Annotated in this window: 19 protein-coding genes; 9 read left to right on the top strand and 10 right to left on the bottom strand. The window is 44.3% G+C overall.

Annotation, left to right across the window (positions count from 1 at the left end):
• Position 1 precedes the first annotated feature (1 nt).
• The 4 genes from C7460_RS14845 to folK all read right to left on the bottom strand — a co-directional run bounded on the left by C7460_RS14845 (position 2) and on the right by folK (position 5,287).
• Positions 2 to 1,183 carry a lipopolysaccharide biosynthesis protein gene (locus tag C7460_RS14845; protein WP_170148030.1) on the bottom strand — a complete coding sequence of 394 codons (1,182 nt, stop codon included), beginning with the start codon at positions 1,181 to 1,183 and terminating at the stop codon, positions 2 to 4.
• Positions 1,184 to 1,489: 306 nt separating this feature from the next.
• On the bottom strand, positions 1,490 to 3,805 hold the full coding sequence (locus C7460_RS14840; protein WP_221409538.1) for a YfhO family protein: 2,316 nt from the start codon (positions 3,803 to 3,805) through the stop codon (positions 1,490 to 1,492).
• A 238-nt stretch (positions 3,806 to 4,043) separates the two neighbouring features.
• Positions 4,044 to 4,793, bottom strand: coding sequence for a sulfite exporter TauE/SafE family protein (locus C7460_RS14835; protein WP_115868901.1), 750 nt, complete (start codon positions 4,791 to 4,793; stop codon positions 4,044 to 4,046).
• Positions 4,790 to 5,287 (bottom strand): 2-amino-4-hydroxy-6-hydroxymethyldihydropteridine diphosphokinase, encoded by a 498-nt coding sequence (folK, locus tag C7460_RS14830; protein WP_115868900.1) that lies wholly within the window; start codon positions 5,285 to 5,287, stop codon positions 4,790 to 4,792. The genes C7460_RS14835 and folK overlap by 4 nt, the downstream gene beginning before the upstream one ends.
• Before the next feature lie 93 nt (positions 5,288 to 5,380).
• Between folK and sppA the strand changes: the two genes are divergently transcribed.
• The 7 genes from sppA to cydB all read left to right on the top strand — a co-directional run bounded on the left by sppA (position 5,381) and on the right by cydB (position 14,016).
• Positions 5,381 to 7,114 carry a signal peptide peptidase SppA gene (sppA, locus tag C7460_RS14825; RefSeq protein ID WP_115868899.1) on the top strand — a complete coding sequence of 578 codons (1,734 nt, stop codon included), beginning with the start codon at positions 5,381 to 5,383 and terminating at the stop codon, positions 7,112 to 7,114.
• A 336-nt stretch (positions 7,115 to 7,450) separates the two neighbouring features.
• Positions 7,451 to 8,434 (top strand): biotin synthase BioB, encoded by a 984-nt coding sequence (gene bioB / locus C7460_RS14820; protein WP_115868898.1) that lies wholly within the window; start codon positions 7,451 to 7,453, stop codon positions 8,432 to 8,434.
• Between the two features lie 5 nt (positions 8,435 to 8,439).
• Positions 8,440 to 10,146, top strand: a complete 1,707-nt coding sequence (locus tag C7460_RS14815; protein ID WP_115868897.1) for an ATP-binding protein — start codon at positions 8,440 to 8,442, stop codon at positions 10,144 to 10,146.
• A complete protein-coding gene (locus C7460_RS14810; protein ID WP_115868896.1) occupies positions 10,143 to 10,772 on the top strand; it encodes a response regulator in 630 nt (209 codons plus the stop codon). The genes C7460_RS14815 and C7460_RS14810 overlap by 4 nt, the downstream gene beginning before the upstream one ends.
• 136 nt (positions 10,773 to 10,908) lie before the next feature.
• Positions 10,909 to 11,193 (top strand): hypothetical protein, encoded by a 285-nt coding sequence (locus C7460_RS14805; protein WP_147302967.1) that lies wholly within the window; start codon positions 10,909 to 10,911, stop codon positions 11,191 to 11,193.
• A 402-nt stretch (positions 11,194 to 11,595) separates the two neighbouring features.
• A complete protein-coding gene (locus C7460_RS14800) occupies positions 11,596 to 12,972 on the top strand; it encodes a cytochrome ubiquinol oxidase subunit I (RefSeq protein ID WP_115868894.1) in 1,377 nt (458 codons plus the stop codon).
• 9 nt (positions 12,973 to 12,981) lie between these two features.
• Positions 12,982 to 14,016, top strand: a complete 1,035-nt coding sequence (gene cydB / locus C7460_RS14795; protein ID WP_115868893.1) for a cytochrome d ubiquinol oxidase subunit II — start codon at positions 12,982 to 12,984, stop codon at positions 14,014 to 14,016.
• Here cydB and C7460_RS14790 read toward each other — a convergent pair.
• The 4 genes from C7460_RS14790 to C7460_RS14775 are packed head-to-tail and all read right to left on the bottom strand — an operon-like array spanning position 14,013 to position 16,103.
• Positions 14,013 to 14,927 carry an EamA family transporter gene (locus tag C7460_RS14790; protein ID WP_115868892.1) on the bottom strand — a complete coding sequence of 305 codons (915 nt, stop codon included), beginning with the start codon at positions 14,925 to 14,927 and terminating at the stop codon, positions 14,013 to 14,015. The genes cydB and C7460_RS14790 overlap by 4 nt on opposite strands.
• Positions 14,924 to 15,142, bottom strand: a complete 219-nt coding sequence (locus tag C7460_RS14785) for a YgjV family protein (RefSeq protein ID WP_170148028.1) — start codon at positions 15,140 to 15,142, stop codon at positions 14,924 to 14,926. Before C7460_RS14785 ends, C7460_RS14790 begins: the two co-directional genes overlap by 4 nt.
• A complete protein-coding gene (locus C7460_RS14780) occupies positions 15,139 to 15,624 on the bottom strand; it encodes a GNAT family N-acetyltransferase (protein WP_115868890.1) in 486 nt (161 codons plus the stop codon). The genes C7460_RS14785 and C7460_RS14780 overlap by 4 nt, the downstream gene beginning before the upstream one ends.
• On the bottom strand, positions 15,621 to 16,103 hold the full coding sequence (locus C7460_RS14775; protein WP_115868889.1) for a MarR family winged helix-turn-helix transcriptional regulator: 483 nt from the start codon (positions 16,101 to 16,103) through the stop codon (positions 15,621 to 15,623). The genes C7460_RS14780 and C7460_RS14775 overlap by 4 nt, the downstream gene beginning before the upstream one ends.
• 156 nt (positions 16,104 to 16,259) lie before the next feature.
• Here C7460_RS14775 and C7460_RS14770 point away from each other — a divergent pair, with 156 nt between their 5' ends.
• Together C7460_RS14770 and C7460_RS14765 are read left to right on the top strand one after the other, a co-directional pair.
• Positions 16,260 to 18,356 (top strand): OmpA family protein, encoded by a 2,097-nt coding sequence (locus C7460_RS14770; protein ID WP_115868888.1) that lies wholly within the window; start codon positions 16,260 to 16,262, stop codon positions 18,354 to 18,356.
• Positions 18,357 to 18,379: 23 nt separating this feature from the next.
• Entirely contained in the window at positions 18,380 to 18,562 is a 183-nt protein-coding gene (locus C7460_RS14765; protein ID WP_115868887.1) for a hypothetical protein, read from the top strand.
• 4 nt (positions 18,563 to 18,566) lie between these two features.
• Here the strand turns inward: C7460_RS14765 and C7460_RS14760 are convergent, their stop codons facing one another.
• Both C7460_RS14760 and C7460_RS14755 read right to left on the bottom strand, forming a co-directional pair.
• Complete coding sequence (locus C7460_RS14760; protein ID WP_115868886.1) at positions 18,567 to 19,706, bottom strand: MFS transporter; 1,140 nt, start codon at positions 19,704 to 19,706, stop codon at positions 18,567 to 18,569.
• A gap of 139 nt (positions 19,707 to 19,845) precedes the next feature.
• Positions 19,846 to 21,573, bottom strand: a complete 1,728-nt coding sequence (locus tag C7460_RS14755) for a polysaccharide lyase family 7 protein (protein ID WP_317127698.1) — start codon at positions 21,571 to 21,573, stop codon at positions 19,846 to 19,848.
• Positions 21,574 to 21,804: the final 231 nt, after the last annotated feature.

The raw sequence follows: 21,804 nt of genomic DNA, 5'->3' as shown, positions 1-21,804 counted from the left end.
TCTATGGTTTTATTTTCTTAAGAGCTTTTTCTATCATTGACTGTATCTCTTCAGAGGGCTTTACTATGAATACATAGATCGAGAAAATTATAAGAAGTATCGATGATTTTATCAAAATTCCGATAAATGGATTTTCGAAACTCGGGTTTGCGAAATAAGCGCTGGTAATCAAAAGTACAGCTAATAGGATTGTCCATAGACTTTTGATTGTGAAATTAGTCAGTCTCAGTTTTGCGAAAAGCAAAGCAGAGCGGGTGACGTTGAACATCAAGAATGTGACTAAGGTAGCAATGGCTGGTCCCTCAAGCCCAAAATGGGGGATGAGTTGGAAGTTTAGCCAAACATTCATTGCACCAAAGATGAATAAAATAAGGGTGGAAAATCTGTAAAATTTGGACATTTGCAAAATAGCACCGTTTAAGCCAAAGCCAGCATCAATGATGCTAGTGCACCCCGCTATGTAGACTACCAGTGCTCCCGATGAATAAACGGTTCCATTTGGCATGATGGCGTAGATCTCGTTGAGGTTGAAAACAATTAGCGAAAAAATGAAGGTGGTTATTAGAAGTTGGTTTATGGAAGAGGATTTATAATACTTAGATACTTCACCTATCTGATTGTTGCTAAATGCTTTGGAAATCAACGGTGACGATATTTGCTCAATGTATCTAATCGGTATCAATATAACCGAAGTGAAATAGATGGCCGTTGTGTATATGCCCACTTCCTGAAGACCTATATATTCGGCAATCATCAAATTGTCTATACGCATGAAAAGTGCAATTCCCAGACTGTTGAGTATGGCAAATAGACAGTATTTCAGTATTTGTAGTGATTTGCGTCTGTTGAGTTTGAAAGGTATACCTAAAGTAAAGTAATGGCGAGAGCAGTTTTTTATAATCAAGATACTCACCATGATGGTGTAAATAATTAGTTGACAGTTGAGGTACCAATCGAAATTGATCAGGTCAAAACCATATAGCAAAATGATTAGGAGGTGAGCGGTCTTGTACACAACCTCTCGAACAAAATTTGGGGAAGTAATGTCTAGGTTCGCTTTATAGATGCTTTCCAGAAAGGTATAGACGGTCATCAAGCCTAAAAGGATGATGACATAATGGAAGTGGTTTTGAAAGACCTCACCGCTACCTTCCAAAACGATATGCAGCGTTGGTCTGAGCATTACGCCCCCGATGATTAATAAGCAAAAAGTGATGAAAACGTAAAAGAGAAGAGTAGTGACAAGTGTTTTTCTTTCTCTTTGACTAAATGATGGTAAGAAACGGGTAATGGCACTTTGAGACCCAATAAGGGACAGGGGGAGTAGAAACATTGCTGAGCTGAATAACGTGCGCCACAACCCAATTTCTCCAACGGTCATAAACTTAGGCATAAAAATCACCGCGTTCATGAAGCCTATACCAACACCTGCGTATCCGAGGATTGTTCCTATGATACTTTGCCTTATTACAATACCCATGATGAGAGACTAGGCTTGCTTAAAGTATTTTCGGGTTTCGAAACTGATAGCTCCTAAAAATAGTAGTAGAACCAATATATTAAAAACCAATGTCACCTTTGCACCCACATAGTAGGAGTTTGGCTCAAAAGATAGTGTAACTTCATGCTCTCCTGAAGGTAATACAATTGCCCGCAAAACATAGTTTACCCGTATTATGCTGGCTTCCTGACCATCGATTGTAGCTGTCCATCCCTCTGGGTAGTAGATTTCGGATAATACGCCGAGGGAGTTGCCACCCTGAGTGCTGGTCTTATATTTTACCATATTCGGAGTTTTATCTACTAGCGTAATACTCCCAGATCCGGACAGATTTTGTGAGACGTCAAATTGAGTAGCGTTGATAATGGCCGTTTCTTTTAAGTTAACCTCATCCAGGTTAGCGATTTCTTCGTCAGGCGTTTGCACTTTTTTGATATCATTCACAATCCAGGCCTCTCCATAAGCTTTCTTGTTTTCAAGAACTGCATTTTTGCCTTCTCCTGCCTTTAAAAAACGAGTGTTCAACATGTTGAGTGCAGGTATGTTGTCGAAAGTTCTCTCTCCTTCCTGTAGACCTGAAATGACCGAGGCTATTTCATTAGATAGATGGTGTTCTATCAAATCCTGATACCTCATCATCTTGGCGCCATGGTATCCCCCTATGGATTCATGAAAGAAAGAGGTACCAGCATCATTAAATGGGTTTTGAAGGTTTAAAACACGTTGGGCAGGTTTAGACTCATTCATTATAACCTGGTCTGCGGGTGTTGCCTGGAATGCCAGTTCGTTGGCAGGTTTTCGCTTAAAAACATTGTCTTTAAGAAACCTTTTGGAGAGTCCCACCACATCAAAAGTGAAGAGCAGCAGAACTGCCGCTAACAGAGCCGTTTGATTAAATTTCTCTTTAATTAATGCCCACAAAAGCCCTACGAGTACTAGAATCAAGATAATGGATCGCCATATATCCTGACGAAAAAGAGCAGCTCTGTCATCACGCAATGCTTCCACAAACCAATCAGCTCCAATTCGCTGATCAATAGCTCCTTTATATCCCAGGAAGGCAGAAAAAATCAATAAAAACAACACGAACCCACCTGAAATTGTGAAAGCAGTTTTCAGTTTTTTGAATTGGTTCTTATTCTCATCTGAAATGAACCGATCTAATCCCAATATGCTTATAAGGACAAGGCCAAACATGGCCATGATGATCGTAAAAGTTACGGATCGAAATTTATTATACCCGGGAACGGTATCAAACACAAAATCATTAAAACCAGCGAAATTGCTACCCCAGCTTAGGACAATGGCCAGGCAAACGAGTACAGAAATCCAGTATCGTTCTTTCTTGGAAGCATAAAGAAACCCTAGCACAAGTATGAGTAGTAGCGCCGAGCTGAGATAATAAGGTGCAGTAAGTGGTTGATCGCCCCAGTAGGTTGGGATGTTTTGAAGTTGTTGGTCTAGTTGTGCTCCATTATAGCCAGCATTTCGTAGAGCATTTCCTACATTAGAGTCTCTGTCTAGAGGAGTGGAGCTTGCACCTCCCAGGACATTCGGGATAAACATTACCAGGGGTTCAAATATCCCATTACTATATTGAAAAGCGTAACTCTTATCCAGACCAGTTTTATTTTCACTCACCTTTGTGAGTTCTTTTTGCCCTCGCGTAGAGTGTTCAGAATATTCTATGACTGTCCATAACTTCCCGAAATTTGCTCCGACAGCTAAAACTGCGCCTAAAACCAGTACACCAGCGGATTTAAGAAAAACAGGTGCATGCTTTTCACGAAGTGCAACTACAAACTCGGCTATTCCATATAAGATAGTAATGATCAGAAGGTAATAGGTGATTTGTAGGTGATCGGCATGTAGATTTAAGCCCAACCCTAAGGCAAAAACGGAAAGGCCTAAAAGCCATTTTTTGTCGAATGTAAGTTTCATGCCGGCAATGACTAGCGGCATATAAGCTACTGCTTGTATTTTGGCATTGTGCCCAGCAATAATCCCAATGACATTGAATCCATTAAAACCAAAGATCAAGGCTCCTATGAATGCGACCCAGGGACGCACACGAAATGCTAATAGCATCAAGTAGAAGCTCAAACAAGTGAGAAAAATGATTTGAGCAGGTCGAGGTATTCCTAAATGTAGAAGTTTTTGAACGTCATCCAGGAAATCCCCGGAGAATCGAACGCCGTTTAGATATGCGGGCATTCCACTAAACATATTGAACATCCAGAGTGCTTGCTCTCCAGTTAATTCCCTGTACTCTGAGAGCTGATGGGAGGCACCTTTGGCTTGCATAATGTCGTGAGCTGATATTGTCAGTCCTTTGCTGAACATTGGAAGGAATGCAATGATGACGATAGCTACAAATCCTAATAGGGCAAATAGGTGAGGTTTAAGAATTGACCACAGCTTTGAAATCATAGTTGAAATTGGGCTTTATTTGGAGTTCTAACGAATGTAGTATGCGTTTTTTCGAGGAGTGAAGTTAGTATTTATATTGCAATCTCTTATAGCGAAGGTAAAAGGGAACTGGTCAAAAAAACCACAGCTTCACAGCCATACCAAAAACGGTGATGATCAATATAAGCCGTATCCACTTGTCATCTTTGCCTACAGACCACCGGCTAGCGATCCATCCACCTGCCGAGTTGCCTGCAGCCAGTGTAAGGCCATAGTCCCAGCGGATTTGGTCTTCCCACCAAAAGATCCCTAATGCTACCAGTGTGTAAATCACTATTACAAAAGACTTGATGCTATTGGTTTTGGCCATATTCAAACCATGGATGCTCGTGAGAGTAGCAATGATCAAAAAGCCTACACCCGCCTGAATGAACCCTCCGTATAGTCCCACAAAAAAGAAAAGGAATATACTCAGTGCTTTTCGCTTAGGACTGAAAACCTCTTCCATTCCCTTTTTCATGAAGTAAGGTTTCAGCACCGTGAGCGTCATGACGATCACCATTACTACGGCCAAAATTTTATTGAAGAGCTCTCCTCGGATATCTACCGCAAAATAAGCACCTATTACACATCCTGCCAGAGCTGTGATGCTTACATACAGTGCAAAGGGAAAAACGGAAACTCCTTTGCTCTTGAAGCCTCCGACAGCCACTAAACTTGATAAGAATACTCCTATGCGATTGCTGGCATTGGCTTCAGTAGAGGGCAGACCCATAAAAATAAAAAGAGGCAGTGTAATCAGGGAACCTCCTCCGGCCAGGGTATTGATCACTCCGGTAAACAGCCCCACACCCAGTAAAATAATTCCGTCAGTCCAAGTCATGACATGATATCCAGTTCAGTAGCACGACATTCCAAAGTGTCTGGACAAATATTGAGCAATTCGGCCTGAGAAAGGTTGAGCAATGGGTGAGATTCTTTATCAGCAATTTCCACCATGGGCATCAGCGCAAACTTGCGCATAGGAATTCCCGGGTGAGGCAGTGTTAGCTCTTTGGTTTCCATCACATGATTGTCATAGTAGAGGATATCGATATCGATAATACGCTGGCCCCAGCGTTTGATGCGCTTGCGTCCCATCTGGTCTTCCGCAGCCAGGCATACGCCCAAAAGCTTTTCGGGTTCGTGAATAGTGTCTACACGCAGCACCATATTGAGAAACCAATCCTGATCGGGGTCTCCCCAGGGAGCCGACTCATATACCGACGAGTAGTCCACAATAGTCATTTCGTGAGACTCTAGTATCATCCGGGCGGTTTTCAGATTTGCCAACCGATCGCCCATATTGGTGCCTAAAAGCAAAAAGATTCCTTTCATCAAAAGCAAATAAACAAATTTGAGCTCAAGGCGTCTTTAAATTGCTGGATAATTAGTTTTGTAAAGCATCAAATTTTAAGATAAAAAATCACCATGGCGTTTTTACGTAATCTCCTTGCCACCATTTTGGGGCTATTTATTTTCTTTTTCTTACTCGTGATGATGGTGAGCGGAATAGCTGCATCGGCAGAAGCTCAGCCAGAAATCAAGTCCAATTCTGTACTTCACCTCAAGCTGTCAGGTGTGGTGGTGGAGAAGGCAGTGGACGACCCTCTACAAGAAGTGCTGGGTAACGGACCTGCTCCTATAAGCCTACTAGATCTCATCGACGCGATCAAAGCCGCAAAAGACGATGACAAAATTGAAGGTATCTACTTAGAGCCTCAGTTTTTGGCCGCTGGATATTCTTCACTTCAGGAGATTCGTGATGCGTTGCTGGATTTCAAGTCATCGGGTAAGTTTCTCTACGCTTATGGAGAATACTTGAGCGAAGGGGACTACTACCTTACTTCAGTAGCAGATTCTATCTATCTCAACCCCCAGGGATCATTGGAGTTTAATGGGCTCAAAGCGGGTGTAACCTTTTTTAAAGGGCTTTTTGATAAGCTGGATATAGAGCCAGAAATCTTTCGCGTAGGCGAATACAAGAGTTTTGTAGAGCCCTTCATACGAAAAGACATGAGCGAAGAAAATAAACGACAGTTATTGGAGCTCATTACTTCTGTTCATGATTCCTATCTGTCCAATGTATCAGAAGCTCGTCAAATATCAGTGGAGAATCTAAAGGCTGTTTCCGACCAGATGGAAGTTCGCTCACCAGAAGATGCCGTAAGCACTGGATTGATAGATCAGGTGGCCTACGAAGATGAAATGATGGATCTGATTAAAACCCGTATGGGTGTGGAGCTGGATGACAAAATTACGCTTACGTCTATTCGGAAATACATGAAAGTAGCACGTAGCAGGGCATATTCCAGCAATAAAATAGCGGTGATCGTAGCCAATGGAGATATAATAATGGGTGAGGCAGACGATGCAGTAGGCGGAGAGCAATTTGCAAAGGAGATCAGAAAGGCACGAGAAAGCAGCTCAGTAAAAGCCATCGTACTGCGAGTAAACTCTCCAGGAGGTAGCCTTACAGCTTCAGATATGATCTGGCGAGAAGTTATGCTCACCAAAGGAGTGAAGCCAATCATTGCTTCCATGTCCGACGTGGCAGCATCAGGAGGATACTACATTTCTATGGCTTGCGATACCATCGTGGCACAGCCCAATACCATCACAGGTTCTATTGGGATTTTTGGCATATTGTTCAACCTCGGAGACTTTTTGGAGAATAAGCTGGGTATCACCAATGAGACCGTGACCACTGGTGAGTTTTCCGACCTTATGACTGTCACGCGATCCCTTTCGCCTTATGAGCGCTCTATTATCCAAAACCAGGTAGAGGAAGGATATCGCACTTTCACTACCAAAGCTGCAGAAGGGCGTGATATGCCACTCAAAGAACTCATGAAACATGCCGGAGGCAGAGTGTGGAGTGGCGAACAGGCGCTGAGTAGAGGACTGGTAGATATGGTAGGATCTTTTGATGATGCCGTAGCTCTGGCTGCAGATAAAGCCGGACTAGACGATGATTATAGTATCCGGTATTACCCCAAGCAAAAGCCACTGGTAGAGCAGATCCTTTCAGAGTTGAGTGAAGCTGAAGCTCGGGTGTTTGGCGGGCCAGATCAGGTATTCACCCCGTATTTGGATCAGGTGAAAAGTTTGCAGCGAATGAAGGGAGTTCAGGCCCGATTACCAGGAGAAATTCAAATTCAATAATGAGGGTTTTCATTGGAGTAATCGTTGTACAGAAAAGTGATTACTCCAATGATTTTACTTGCCAACCTTTTTGCATTTCTAAGCCATTACGGTGTAGATAGAACTCCTACGTCTGAGCAGGGTATATCGGTGTTGTCTGCTGATGCGGCCATTTGTGAGTTTTTTGTTGCTATTGGCTGTGTTGTGATTCTAGTGGTGATTTTAAGACTTAGAAAGTCGAGTGAAAATAATTCAATCTAAGGGCAGTCTCTTTGCATAAACCCAGTCATTTGCCTTAAATCAGCCAAGAAATCATTAGTTTAGCCTCCGGATTAAATATGCTTTTAAACTGAGGATATGACCATAAGAAACGATTGGACGAAGGAAGAAATCAAAGAGATTTATAACAGACCTATCCTGGAACTTATCTATGAGGGTGCTACAGTGCATCGTGAGCACAACGAACCCTCTGAGGTACAGGTTTGTACGTTGCTTTCTATCAAAACTGGTGGATGCCCGGAAGACTGTGCATACTGCCCGCAGGCAGCCAGATACCATACAGATGTGAAAGTACACAAACTGCTGGATGTGGATCTGGTACTAGATAAAGCCAAAAAAGCTCAGGAAAGCGGGAGTACTCGTTTTTGTATGGGTGCCGCCTGGAGAGAGGTGCGAGACAATAAAGACTTTGACAAGGTGGTAGACATGGTCAAAGGAGTAAATGCCATGGGCATGGAAGTATGCTGCACCCTGGGGATGCTTACCGAAGATCAGGCTAAGAAACTTAAGGATGCAGGATTGTATGCTTACAACCACAATCTGGATACCTCCGAAGAACATTACGACGAGATCATCACCACCAGAACCTACGATGATCGACTAGATACTATTGAAAATGTAAGAAGTGCGGATATTTCTGTATGCTCTGGAGGGATCATCGGACTTGGTGAAACCAACGATGACCGCATAGACATGCTACATACTTTGGCTACCATGCGTGAGCATCCAGAGTCTGTTCCGGTAAATGCGCTGGTACCTGTGCCAGGTACTCCGCTGGAGGAGCAGCCAAAAGTATCTGTCTGGGACATGGTAAGAATGATCGCTACAGCGCGCATCATCATGCCTAAGGCCATGGTAAGACTTTCTGCCGGACGTGTGCGAATGTCAGTAGAAGAGCAGGCACTTTGCTTTTTGGCAGGAGCCAACTCCATCTTCGCAGGAGATGAGCTACTCACCACACCAAATCCCGAAGTAGATGCTGACAAAGAGATGTTCCAAACACTCAACTTGAAACCTCGCGAGTCTTTCAAAGGAGCAGCAGCTGAGAAATACATGGCATAATTGTCATGAACTACATTGACTTAAAAATCAGAAATAAGCTAGCCCTCATCATGATAGGGCTAGCGCTGATTTTGTCAACTATCCTATCCCTTATTTATTACCTGCAATTCAAACAAGCGTTACGTGAACGCGTGTTGTTGCAGTTGTCTTCCGTTAAGCAGCTGAAAATCACTCAGATCCGTCAGACCCTGGACGATCTGGTGGACACTTTTGAGGCTGGAATGCAGCTGCCAGTAGACCCAGACGTGGTGAGCTTGCTCCATTATGGACTAGTTCATAGTGATACCACCATAGGTGAATATGAAATTCGCCTTCCAGAAAATAAAATCCAGCGGGTTACACTCTTAGACTTATCAGATCAGGATCCATTGGGACGTATTACGCTGGGCATGCTTCGCATTCAGGCGGGCGAGTATCTGCTCGCAATCGTGCAGCCGGAGATTCAGGCCATTTTGATGGAGCGCACCGGATTGGGTGAGACCGGTGAATCCTACCTTGTAGGACCAGACCTGCGGATGAGGTCGAGTTCACGGTTTTTTCCCAGAAAGATCCCTACAGATATAATGGTTGATAGCCGGGGAGTAAGAGATGCTTTGAAAGGACTTAGTGGCTCCGGCCTTATTGAAGATTACCGTGGGGTGCGTGTATTTAGTGCCTATGAGCCTATTGGCATGCACGGACTCCAATGGATTATCTTGTCAGAAATCGATGAACAGGAAGCACTGTTTCCACTCAAGAGATTGCGCACTAATCTACTGGCCGTACTTAGTGTGGTATTGGTTTTTATCCTGATAGGTGCCTATGAGCTGTCACGGCAGCTGGTGAAGCCATTGGTAGATTTGGAGGCCAGGCTCAAAGAGATGGCAAAGGGGGTGTTTCAGCGAAATCAAAATGAGGAGTTTGGAGAAGACGAAATCGGGCAAATTTTTAGGGCATTGGATAAGCTTTCCATGGCATTGGAGCAGACGGTTACTTTTGCAGATCGGATAGGTTCGGGAGATTTTCAGGCCAACTATGATTTGCTCAGTGAAGAAGATAAGTTGGGTACGGCACTACTCAGGATGAAAGAGCGGCTTCAGCAGTATCAGGAAAACGAAAAACGGTTGAAACTAGAAAACCAACGATCTCTCATACAAGGTGCCGAAAAGGAGCGAAGCAGGCTTTCGCGTGAAATGCACGACGGGCTGGGGCCGCTGCTAACCCTGGCACGTATCCGCTTAGAAAACAGTGAGCTGCAGGCTACACGCAAACAAAACCTCACGAAGCTGATAGATGAAATCATCACCGAGATGCGCAAGATGAGTAATAACCTGATGCCGAGCGTACTTACAGACTTTGGTGCAGGTGAGGCCATTAGAAACCTCGTGGCACAGGTGGATAAAAAGCGTCTTGATATACGTTATCTCTATGATAAATCTGAAGATGTCGAAATTTCAGAAAATATTTCAATTGCCATATTTCGGGTAGTACAGGAAGCGCTCAACAATGTGCTGAGGCACGCAAAAGCTTCAAAAATGAGCATTTCATTCACTGAATTTCCAGACAGAGTGAGCTTATTTATAAAGGATGATGGGCAGGGATTTGATCCATCTATGACTTTTGGTAATGGAATTCGCAACATGCGTGAGCGTGTAAATGTAGAAAATGGTATTTTTGAGATCAGCTCAGGACCTCAGGGATCAACAATCGAAGTAGAAATTCCATTGAAATGAACAAAATCAAAGTTTTGGTCGTAGATGACCATCAGCTGTTTCGCGAAGGTATTAGCTCTTTATTCGCTGAAGACGACATGATTGCAGTGATAGGAGAAGCAGACTCTGGTAGTGCTATGGAAGCGCATTTTCAGCAAGAGGTGCCTGACGTGGTGCTGATAGACATCACGATGCCCGGTGAGGATGGTCTTGATCTGATCAGAAAGTTTAAGAAGGATTTTCCTGAGGTGAAATTTGTGGTGCTTACCATGCATGCCGATGGACAGTATGTGGTCAAAGCAGTAAGAAGTGGAGCTTATGGCTATTTGCTTAAAAATGCCGATAAGCAGGAGCTTTCTGAAGCCATTCGTACAGTAAATCGTGGCAAGAAGTACTTTAATGCCGAGATATCTCAGCTCATGGTGGGTAATATTGCTCTGGAAGGAAACAGCACACAGCGACTTTCAGAACGCGAACAACAGGTGCTACAGTTGGTTTCAAACGGAAAAACAACCAAAGAAATCGCCGAAGAACTGTTTGTGAGCTCACGTACCGTGGAGACACACCGAGTGAATATGATGAAGAAGCTCGAGGTGCAAAACACAGCTGAGCTTATCAAAAAAGCCGTAAAACTAAAGTTGATATAAGAGATGTGGCTAACATGAGGTAAGCTGAATTACGTATTTATACGGATGTCATTTTACCATTTTTTTAGGAACTTCTTCAGGTCGTAATCCTCGTTTATTTGGGTAGTGAAAGGATAATAATTAAACCCAAGTAAACATGAAACGATATATTTCAGCATTCTTATTGACAATTTTCGCTTTAGGAGTAATGGCAAGCACAGGTAATGACCTGAAAGGTCCTGAGTACAAAAACCGTAAGCCCTGGAAAAATCCACTTCCTAAAACCACTGTATACGTAAAGACTGGAGAGTCAGTAACTGGCCCAGAGGCTAAAAACCTAAGACCTCTAGAGCGTAAAGCAGGTGATGAAGTAGTGGTGAAAACTGTTACAAAAGAAAAGCTTACTGGCCCTGCATACAAAAACCGTAAGCACTTCAGATAAGCATAACCTTATTTAAGATTAACCTTAGCAGGTTAGGATGGTTACTAGTGAAGCCCGTCTCAGTTGGTGAATGAGACGGGTTTTTTATTTTTCAGAGACTTGTGGTAGCATTCACTGCGTTTAGCTACAGGTTGTAGTATTTCAACCAAGATCGGGTTTGCCTTCCCAACTGCAAAGAAGAAGATTTCAACATGCAAGTAGTATCTCATGGTTCAGAGGAGTCATACACCCAGCAGGCACGCCTCGACAAGGCAAGGAAAGATGTTGTCAATGCTAAAAAACATCAATTTTATTTAGGGAATTGGGGGATCCTGACCCACCTTTGAATGCGGAAAAGAAAGCACCGGAATAGTGAACCTGAGGGGCTTCCGGTAGGTTTATTTAAAGAAATACACGTAATCTATGGACGTAGAAGTCTTATCCCGCATTCAGTTTGCTTTCACTGTTGCTTTTCATTACATCTATCCTCCACTCAGTATAGGTCTCGGTCTCAACATGGTCATCATGGAGGGCTTGTATTTGCGTACAAAAGATCCTGCATATGAACGTCTTGCGCGCTTTTGGACACGAATATTCGCGCTCACTTTTGGTATTGGTGTGGCTACAGGTATCGTGATGGAGTTTGAGTTTGGTACCAACTGGGCCACCTACTCCAGGTATGTAGGAGATATATTTGGAAGTGCTTTGGCTGCTGAAGGGATTTTTGCGTTTGCACTGGAGAGTGGTTTTCTAGGCGTTTTATTATTTGGTTGGAACCGCGTAAGTCCTCGAGTGCATTTTATTGCTACACTGGGGGTTTGGTTGGGGAGTATGTTTTCTGCAGTGTGGATTGTGGTAGCCAATTCATGGCAGCAAACACCTGCCGGTTATCATGTGGTAGGTGAGGGTATGCAGGCTCGTGCCGAAATCACTGACTTTTGGGCCATGGTCTTTAATCCTTCCAGTGTAGATCGCTTGAGTCATGTATGGATTGGGGCATTTTTGGCTGGTTCGTTCCTGATTATGAGTGTTCATGCCTATTACCTACTAAAAGGGCGGCATCTCAGATTATCAAAAAAGGCTTTTAAAATAGCGCTAATTGTAGCTACCGTAGCTTCTTTGGCTCAGCTTTTTACAGGGCATAGGTCTGCTGATGGCGTTTCAAAAAATCAACCAGCTAAGCTCGCAGCTATGGAAGGGCACTATGATTGTCTGGGAGTAGCTGATATGTATTTGTTTGGCTGGGTAGATGATGAGACTCAGGAAGTTTACGGTTTGAAAGTACCAGGAGGTTTGAGTTTTCTGATTCATGGAGATTTCAACTCCACAGTGACGGGGCTCAATGCTTTTGATCGAAATGACCGACCCGGTCAGGTAAATGCCGTATTTCAGTTTTATCACCTGATGGTGATCATAGGCATGACGCTGATAGGCCTAACACTGCTGGCAGCTATCTTTTGGATACGAGGTACGCTTTTCGAGCAAAGGTGGCTGCTCAAGGTTTTTGTGTTTGCAGTGATCTTGCCACAAATAGCCAATCAGGTCGGGTGGTTTGCAGCAGAGATGGGCCGACAGCCATGGGTAGTTTATGGGTTGCTCCGAACTTCAGATGCCCTGTCAAAGGCGGTTACGGCCAATCAGGTTTGGTTCTCGTTGATTTTGTTTACAATCATTTATTCCCTGCTATTTGTATTGTTTGTGTATTTGCTCAATAAAAAAATCAAACATGGCCCTGATGATGGGGAAATGATCGATAAGCGACCAAGGCAGCGTCAAATTGCAGAGGTATATGCTTCTTAATTGAGTAATATGGAGACATTTTTAGGTGTAGATTATGCCACATTGTGGTTTTTGGTTATCGGTGGTTTGTTTACAGGTTACGCCATTCTGGATGGATTTGATCTGGGAGCAGGAGCATGGCATTTGTTTTTGAATACCGAAAAGGACCGCCGTATTGCGCTGAATGCTATTGGTCCTGTTTGGGACGGAAATGAGGTGTGGCTAGTCATAGCTGGAGGGGCCTTGTTTGCCGGGTTTCCAGTAGTTTATGCCACTGTGTTTTCGGCCATGTATGTGCCGTTTATGCTGTTTTTGACCTCACTTATTTTTAGAGCCATCTCTATAGAGTTTCGTAGCAAGGAGCCTATGCGCTGGTGGAGGCAGAGTTGGGATGTAGCTTATAGCTTGTCGAGTGTGTTACTGGCATTGCTGCTAGGCATTGTGCTGGGTAATGTGTTGCAGGGGATGCCTATTGGCGAAAACTTCGAATATGTTGGTAACTGGTTGGAGTTTTTGAACCCTTATGCCTTTATGGTAGGAGTATGTACATTGGGGCTATTTATGATGCACGGAGCTATATACCTCATTATGAAAACAGAAGGCAGGCTGTTTTTGCACCTGTCGGCACTTGTCCAAAAGGCCATTATTTTTTTTATCGTTAGTTTCGTCATCACCAGTGTTTACACATTGATTTATTTTCCCCATCTGTCAGATCGCTTCAAAGAAAGCCCGGCGTTGTTTGCTGTGCCTCTGGCTGCTTTTTTGAGCATAGCAAATATCCCAAGATTAATTACCAAGAAAAAATATGGCCTGTCGTTCGTTTTTTCATCCATTACGGTTTCTATGCTGCTGATCATGGTGGCTATAGAGCTTTACCCTGCCATCATAATGTCTACTTTTGACGCTGCATATACGATTACCGTGCATAATGGTAGTGCCAGTGAAAAGACTCTGGGTATCATGTTGTTGATGGCGGCTATTGGTGCTCCTTTGGTGGCGTTTTATACCGGGTTTGTGTACAAAACCTTTAGGGGAAAAGTACAGATGGATGAAAACAGTTATTAGCGGCTTACTTTATTTCGGTTGACATTGATCAGTATAGCACTCACAAGCACTACAGACATTCCAGAAAGTTGGAAAGCGGTGATCTTTTCATCGGCTAGTAGCCAGCCCAAAAACACAGCTACTACCGGGTTGATATAAGCATAAGTACCTACTATGGCTGAGGGTATCCGCTCCAGTAACCATGTGTAGGCTATAAATGCGGCAATAGAGCCTGCCAGTGCAAGGTATATCACTGCAGCCCACGACATCATATCTGTGCTTAGTGTAATATCCGGGTACTCCCCGCAGATCCCGCTGATGGTCATGCAGATAGCCGCCCCCATCAGTAGTTGCCATCCCAGGTTGTGCTGCATAGATCCAGGAGCAGGGTGAGAGCGGTGATAAAGTGTGCCACCCACCCAGCAGATACCTCCAGCCAGCACAGCTACCGATGCCAGTAGCTGAAGCATTACATCATCATCCTCCTGACCATTCACCAGTTGATCTCGAAATAGCATGGTTATACCCGCGAAACCAATGATAATACCCGCTAGAATGAATGGGTTGGAAAAATACAATGTCCAATGCCGGCGATCCATAACTACAAACCAAATGGGTAATGTAGCTATGAGCACAGAAGCATAGCCTGATGCAATATACTGCTCAGACCAAATGAGGAGGCCTTGCCCACCAGTAAGTACTACAAGACCGATAATAGCATTTTTTACGATAGAACTCCTGTCTGGTAGCTTCTCACCTTTGTATAAGCTAAACCCTACTAGCAACACGCCAGCAATAAGAAACCGCATGGCTGCCATGAAGAAAGGAGGGAAGCCATGCAGGCCTATCACGATGGCCAGGTACGTAGTGCCCCACACAAAATAGATGACAAAAAATGCCAGTATGACCAGTATTCGATCAGATGTATTCATGTTTTGTTTTTGCTAAACCGAAGCAAATGATAGCTATGAATCATCAGAAATAGCACTCCGCCGATGATAAGAGGTAATGCCTCAAGGTAGATGCCATAGCCTACATAAGAAATTGCTGAGAGCGCATGTAGCACCCTCAGCTTGATGATGTTGTTGTGTGCCATGGCCATCAGGCTAAAGCCTAGAGCCAGATACCCAATCCATTCTGCACTCATAGGCTGAGCTCCATTCGAATATTGCATCGCGTATAGGGCGAGTTTTCATTCGGAGTGATCACCTTAAACCCTGACTTTATGTATAAGTTGAGTGCTGGCGCCAGTTTAGTGTTGGACTCCAGCACCAGTTTACTCTTATCAGTAGTTCGAGCAAACGCAATGGTATGCTCAATGAGTTTTTTTCCTATTGAAAGTCCACGATATCTAGTGTCTACGCCCATTTTGGCGAGTTCAAAAGAGGCTTCATCTTCTACAATAAGGGCGACAGTGCCCACAATCTCTTCTCCGTATCTGGCAAAAAAGATATGGCCACCGCGCTCTATGATATATGCTTTAGGGGCATCGAGCATTTCCCGGTCATGTGGCTCCACCTCAAAGTATTGGTTGAGCCATTCGTAATTGAGTCGTGCAAAATCGGAAGCATATCGCTCTTCGAATGGGAGTATTTGCACAGCCAGGTCTGTTTTTGAAAGTGCGTTCATGAGTTTTTGTTAAGTTCTTCAATGGTACGTTCCCGGAAACCTTTTTCGCTAAAGCGTTGCTCTATCAGCGAAAGTATCTCCATAGTGTTGGTGCCTTCCAGGGCATTGATGACACCCCGTTCGCCAGCATTCCATATTTCTTCTAGTTGGGGTAGGGCTTCCAGGGCTTTGTCAGAAAGGTTGAGTAATCGGCGCCTGCTGTCATCTGTGCATTGGTTGCTGCTGAGGTATCCGGCTTTCATCATTTTGTTGGTGAGCGCTATTACAGATGGATGAGCCATGCCTATTCGCTCAGAAATTTCTGTGACTGACATTTCTCCCTCTCGCTTTAAGAGCCTAAAGATTACATACCAGTTAGGCTCTATATCTACCCCAAGTTCTTTATACATGCGCTTTCCGTCCTGGATCAGCGCATCTGCCAGGCGTTTTAGGCGCATGGTGAATCCAAGGCAGCCAAGTTCTAATGCGAAATCTTTCATAAGTTATGTAGTTAACTACATAAAAGTAGAGAAAATATATGTAGTTAACTACATAGTTGAGCTAAAAAAATCGCGGTAGGGCATTATACCGTCTTCACGGTATGTTTTTGCTTGTCTGCGAAATCTAATTTTACAGAGATCAAAACATACACTGCCATGAAAATCCAATTATTTGCCCTCATACTTTTCCTTTCAAGCACATTAGAAGCACAGCGTGTAGCCTTTCGTGACGATTTTCGCGACAACCGAAACCAATGGAGTATTGAGGCTCGTGAGGAGTATGCTTCCTATTTGAGTGGAGGTCATTATTACATATCAAAAAAGACGGAGAGCGGTGGCCGGCTTTTCTATAAAGACATATATACGGAGTATGATCATGATTATGATTTGGAGGTGGAGATCAGGCAGGTGAGTGGTGTAGATAACAACGGGTACGGATTGCTTTTTGCGACCAGTAGTGGGCAGGAGGCTAACTTCTTTGTCGTCTCCTCCAATGGATACTATCGTGTGGCGGGGTACAAAGCGGGGAAATATGTATCGGATATGGAATGGAAAAAGAGTGATTTCGTGAGTGGGATGAATGAAGTAAACAGTCTCAATGTGACTCGAAAGGGCGATGAAATCCTGTTTGCCATCAATACCCATGTAGTGCATAAAATAGATGCATCTGATTTGGATATTCGCGGCCCGAAAGTCGGGTTTATTCTCTTCAATGAAATGAAAATCAAGGTAGATTATCTGCAGGTACGCCAGGAATATCGCGATATTCGGCTGGTACCTGGGGCTGATACCGTTCAGCTGGTAAAAGAAAATATGGGTGATGCGATTAACTCACCATATGTGGAAAAAACACCCGTGATTTCAGCAGATGGTAAAACACTTTATTTTGTGCGTGAAGACCACCCGCAAAACATAGGTTCCGGAGAAATGGCTGATGTTTGGTATTCGAGGCGCATAGATGGAGTGTGGCAGCCGGCCCAGAATATCGGCGCTCCTATAAACAATGATAGCCATAATTTTGTGATCAGTGTGACGCCAGATAATAACGCCTTACTGGTAGGAAATACCTATCATTCAGATGGTAGCAGCGCGGGGGCGGGTTTTTCCTATGCTACACGTCAGCATAACTCCTGGAGCGTACCAAAAAAAGTATCAGTAGAAAACTATTACAACGACAATGACTATACGGAGAGTTGTTTGTCTTCATCACGAAAGGTGCTGCTCAGTACTGTAGAGCGTAAGGATACTCGTGGGTCTAAAGATATCTATGTGTCGTTTTTGCAGGAGGATAGCACCTGGTCTGAGCATGTAAATATCGGTGATGTGATCAATACTCCGGCCAGTGAAGCAAGTCCGTTTTTGGCAGCAGATGACCAAACCCTCTATTTTTCTACTAGTGGGCACCCAGGATTTGGAAGCAATGATATTTTCATGACCCGAAGGTTGGATGATACCTGGCTCAATTGGTCCGAACCGCTCAATCTAGGTCCTCAGATCAATACCCCAAATTGGGATGCATACTATACCATGCCTGCAAGTGGTGATTATGCTTATGTTGTCTCCGAATCCTATTACGAAGGAGACCTGGACCTGTTTAAGATAAAGCTACCACAAGCTGCAAAACCTAAGGCTGTAACGCTCGTGTATGGCAAAGTGCTTAATGCCAAGACCAATGAGGCTCTTGCTGCCGAAATTCGCTATGCAGACCTGGAAACTGACCGTGAGCTGGGTAGGGCTACTTCTTTGGCTGCTGATGGTTCCTATCAGATCGTATTGAGTTCTGGTAAATCATATGCTTTTTTGGCTTCAAAAGACAATTATGTGACGGTAAGTGAAAACTTAAGCATTGCAGAAGCTGATACCTACCAGGAGGTAGAGCGTAACCTGTATTTAGCCCCAATCGAGGTGGGGCAAACGGTGTTAATCAACAATATTTTCTTTGATTTTGGAAAGGCAACCTTGCGAGAAGCTTCTCACGCCGATCTCAATCGGCTTGTAGCATTGCTCGAAAAATACCCACAGATGCAAATAGAGATCAGCGGGCACACCGACAATGTGGGGTCTGAAGCTTCTAACCAACTGTTGTCACAAAATAGAGCGGCGGCAGTAGTGAGTTATTTAGCGAGTCGAAAAGTGGCAGCACAAAGGTTAAAGGCTGTAGGATACGGAGAGGCCAACCCTGTGGCCGAGAATGAAACGGATGAAGGTAGGCAAAGAAACAGGAGGGTGGAGTTTACCATTACCTCCATGTAGGGGCGCTGCATTACCTTTGAGATATGAAAAAATATAGCTTATTCGTTCTGCTAAATATAGGTGTATTGTTGGTGGGGTCTGCACAGGATCAACATATAGCTGCCGAGCCAACTACCAGTCAACAAATGATTCTTTATGGAATGACGGCTCTTGGCGTGGCGCTTATCTTACTGGCTTTTCGAAATAAATTTTTGAAAAGAAAGTAGCGAATTAGGTCTTTGATTTGATTCGGAAAAAGAGTCGGGATACCGGAATCATACCCAATCCCATCAGGAGCAGAAAAAGAAAAGCCATACGCAAGTTCATGGCATGGGCAAGGTAACCGATGATGGGAGGCCCTATGAGCATGCCGGAAGTAGCATAAGTGGCGATAATCGATACGGCTATTCCGGTGCTGTACTTTTTTGACTCTCCTGCCTGAAGAAGTGCCATGGGGATGATGGGTGCTGTGCCAAACCCTACTAGCGCAAAGCCTGCCATTGCTGGGTAGAGTGAAGGAAACCCCACGGCAATGCCAATGCCAAGCCCTATCAATAAAGCACAGCAAGTGAAGGTGCCTTTCATGCCAAGCCGCTCAATGACCCAGTCGGATATAAACCTTGAAATGGTCATGCAAATCATAAAAAGCAAAAAGCCAAACGTAAATATGTCGGTGCCAATCACTTCTTTAAAGTAGATTCCACTCCAGTCAAACATGCCGCCTTCACAAATGGCAGCAAATAAGATGAGTAGCCCCAGTGACATGATGTACGGGTCTGGTTTTCGAATTGTGAACTTATTGCCAGACGAAGATTGATCACCTCGGATGAGCCGGGTAAACGCCCAAAATCCAACAGGAAGGGTGACTAGCGTGAAAAACAACAAGTGGGCTTTCATAGAAACATCCAGCCAAATGAGTAGGGTAGTAATACCTACTCCGGTAATTCCGCCCAGACTCCATAGTGCATGAAAGGATCCATTGATTTTTTTGGTGAATAGTTTTTGAACCGTGATTGCCTGGGTGTTCATGGAGATGTTGACAATACGCATAAAAAAAGCGACCAAAAAAACCGAAATGACCAACATCGTGACAGTTTCTGCATAGGCGATGGTGTATAGAGAAAGGGCATAGGCCAGAAAACCGAGTAGCATAGGCCAGCGCGTTTCGTATTTGGTAACGAGCACTCCGGATAGAGGAAGTCCCAGAATAGAGGCTATCGGCATCACCAATAAGATAGAGCCGAGCTCTGCTTCATTGATTTGGAGGTTTTCTTTGATGGTGGGAATGCGGGAAGTCCATGTGGAAAACCCTACACCCGTAAGGAAAAAGTAGGCGCTAAGCGCGATGCGGCGTTTGGTTCTCTGCTCCATATAAGGGGGCAAAGATAGTAGAAGGAGCTAGATCATGATGGCCTGCCTTGTTATGTAGTCATGAAAAAACAAGGGTCGCTCCAAATGAAGCGACCCGGGAAATTAGGTTGGGAAATAGGTTTGACAAACAGGTTTTTGGTTAATTGTGCGAAACATAGAAGTCATAGACCACCACTTCTCCATAGTTGTTAGGGTTGTCTGTATCGCTTCCTTCTCTGTCGGCATTACTTTGGGTGTAATTGCCCACTTTGAAGTAAGCATCACCATAACTCCGGTCCATCACATGGTTGTTGCTTCCATCTTTCACCAGGTAGCTAGAAGCACTTCCATTAGCATAGGCATTTTTCAGGTTCCCATCTTCACTGTAGTAGCAGTAGTGCTTGCCATTGATCACCTCGAAGATCACCTCATGCGTGGTGCCCAGGCTGTAGTTCGTTTTTATGGTGTGGTCGCTTCTCAATTGTCCACCATTGAAACTTAAAAACAGATGACTGCCTTCAAGTCTCAAAACCATAGCATCATCAATTCCCTCTGATTTGTTGCCATGGATTTGTGTGGCTACCAGATGGTTTTTGTTCATAGGTAAGTGAGTGATCGCTTGCTTTACATACACTACGTGCGTTCCTGATGTGGTCCAGTAGACGTCAGAGCTGCCATCGGGTTTGCGTTCACGCAATTCTGAGCGAACGTAGCTGGAGTTTGGTGTAGTGCCATTGTTGCTTCGGATGGGCGCTTTAAATACAATGCCGTCTCCAGTGCCGTTTACGAAGAAGTACTCATTGTTTGGTTCGTTGCACAATGTCTTGTCTTCAGTGCCATCAGGGTATGTGATCTTCCATTGGTTACAGTTATCCATAAGATCTGATGGTACACTGGCAGATCCGCCGCCTCCACCGGAGCCACCGTCACCACCTCCTGAGCCGCCATCTCCGCCTCCAGAGCCACCATCAGTGCCATATATTTCCACTTCTGTGATCGAGTTCCAGGTGTTTTGGCTGTTGCCAAACCCAGTGATGCGCACATAGCGTGCATTCGTTGTAGTAAAGTCGTAAGTTTCAAGGTTGAGGGTAGATCCACTGCTGTTGCCTACGTAAACATCCGAAAGTGAGGAAGTAGTGTTGCCGAGCCTGATTTTAAACGAAGCTGATCGTTGGTCGCCTTTGTACCACGCCACCTTGAGACTGCTTACATCCTGAGAGGAGCCTAAATCAAAGGTAATGTACTGACCACTTCCATTGGCGGACCAGCGCGTACTCAGGCTTCCGTCTAGTGTGTTTTCAGGTACATTGCCATCATGTGCGCTGGCACTTACAGAGGCCACGGACAGTTGGCCACTGCCACTACCGCCTCCGGATCCACCTCCACCAGAGCCTGTTTCGATCATGGCAAAATCATCAAAGCGACCAGTGCCACCATTATAAGCTCCGAAAATAGTGACAGAAGAATTCGACCCTGAGTTGAAATTTACAGTCACCTTGGTCCAGGAGCTAAAGTTGCCACCATCACTATAAGTAGTGCCACCGGCTGTGACGCCTATGGTGCCCTCGTCTCTTACATATGCTGTGAGTTCATAGTCTGTGTTTGAGCTGACTGATACTGACTGTTCAAATCGCCCGCCAGACCCGGTGATCTTTGCAGATTTAGAACCCGAGTTGGCTACACCTGAAATGGAAGATGGATCTGTGTCATTCCACCCAGACCAGCTGCTTTCAAAGCCGGGGTTGGTAATGGGGACTGGATCATTTACGGCTAGTTTAGCCATTGGTTCTGTGAGTGGCTGTACGTCGGTTGAGTCCGTGCAGCCCAGCAGTGTAGTCATCAGAATGATGACTCCTGCGATGTGCTGGTTTACATTCGATTTTTTCATTGTTGTGTTATTGATTGGTTTGGAATTAAAATGTTGGTAAAAACGCTCGTTAAAGCTCCTATTACAGGTGTTCTTCGAAGAATGAATTGTTTGGTATTCCATTTTCTGGAGTACCATAAACTGGTTAACCAGTTACCAAGTAACACGATATCAATGACTTATCCAAATGATGTGTTATAAAAATTGCAAATGAAAACGTATGCAAGTTGTGTAAACTGTAATAAGACTCCT

Origin of the sequence: Marinoscillum furvescens DSM 4134, assembly GCF_003386095.1 — a bacterium.
Classification (GTDB): domain Bacteria; phylum Bacteroidota; class Bacteroidia; order Cytophagales; family Cyclobacteriaceae; genus Marinoscillum; species Marinoscillum furvescens.
This window is presented reverse-complemented; position numbering and strand designations above follow the sequence as displayed.

Excerpts from the sequence above, each read along its gene's own strand:
- C7460_RS14845 (WP_170148030.1), bottom strand. The coding sequence starts at position 1,183 with ATGCTCAGACCAACGCTGCATATCGTTTTGGAAGGTAGCGGTGAGGTC.
- C7460_RS14840 (WP_221409538.1), bottom strand. The coding sequence starts at position 3,805 with ATGCAAGCCAAAGGTGCCTCCCATCAGCTCTCAGAGTACAGGGAATTA.
- C7460_RS14835 (WP_115868901.1), bottom strand. The coding sequence starts at position 4,793 with ATGACTTGGACTGACGGAATTATTTTACTGGGTGTGGGGCTGTTTACC.
- folK (WP_115868900.1), bottom strand. The coding sequence starts at position 5,287 with ATGAAAGGAATCTTTTTGCTTTTAGGCACCAATATGGGCGATCGGTTG.
- sppA (WP_115868899.1), top strand. The coding sequence starts at position 5,381 with ATGGCGTTTTTACGTAATCTCCTTGCCACCATTTTGGGGCTATTTATT.
- bioB (WP_115868898.1), top strand. The coding sequence starts at position 7,451 with ATGACCATAAGAAACGATTGGACGAAGGAAGAAATCAAAGAGATTTAT.
- C7460_RS14815 (WP_115868897.1), top strand. The coding sequence starts at position 8,440 with ATGAACTACATTGACTTAAAAATCAGAAATAAGCTAGCCCTCATCATG.
- C7460_RS14810 (WP_115868896.1), top strand. The coding sequence starts at position 10,143 with ATGAACAAAATCAAAGTTTTGGTCGTAGATGACCATCAGCTGTTTCGC.
- C7460_RS14805 (WP_147302967.1), top strand. The coding sequence starts at position 10,909 with ATGAAACGATATATTTCAGCATTCTTATTGACAATTTTCGCTTTAGGA.
- C7460_RS14800 (WP_115868894.1), top strand. The coding sequence starts at position 11,596 with ATGGACGTAGAAGTCTTATCCCGCATTCAGTTTGCTTTCACTGTTGCT.
- cydB (WP_115868893.1), top strand. The coding sequence starts at position 12,982 with ATGGAGACATTTTTAGGTGTAGATTATGCCACATTGTGGTTTTTGGTT.
- C7460_RS14790 (WP_115868892.1), bottom strand. The coding sequence starts at position 14,927 with ATGAATACATCTGATCGAATACTGGTCATACTGGCATTTTTTGTCATC.
- C7460_RS14785 (WP_170148028.1), bottom strand. The coding sequence starts at position 15,142 with ATGAGTGCAGAATGGATTGGGTATCTGGCTCTAGGCTTTAGCCTGATG.
- C7460_RS14780 (WP_115868890.1), bottom strand. The coding sequence starts at position 15,624 with ATGAACGCACTTTCAAAAACAGACCTGGCTGTGCAAATACTCCCATTC.
- C7460_RS14775 (WP_115868889.1), bottom strand. The coding sequence starts at position 16,103 with ATGAAAGATTTCGCATTAGAACTTGGCTGCCTTGGATTCACCATGCGC.
- C7460_RS14770 (WP_115868888.1), top strand. The coding sequence starts at position 16,260 with ATGAAAATCCAATTATTTGCCCTCATACTTTTCCTTTCAAGCACATTA.
- C7460_RS14765 (WP_115868887.1), top strand. The coding sequence starts at position 18,380 with ATGAAAAAATATAGCTTATTCGTTCTGCTAAATATAGGTGTATTGTTG.
- C7460_RS14760 (WP_115868886.1), bottom strand. The coding sequence starts at position 19,706 with ATGGAGCAGAGAACCAAACGCCGCATCGCGCTTAGCGCCTACTTTTTC.
- C7460_RS14755 (WP_317127698.1), bottom strand. The coding sequence starts at position 21,573 with ATGAAAAAATCGAATGTAAACCAGCACATCGCAGGAGTCATCATTCTG.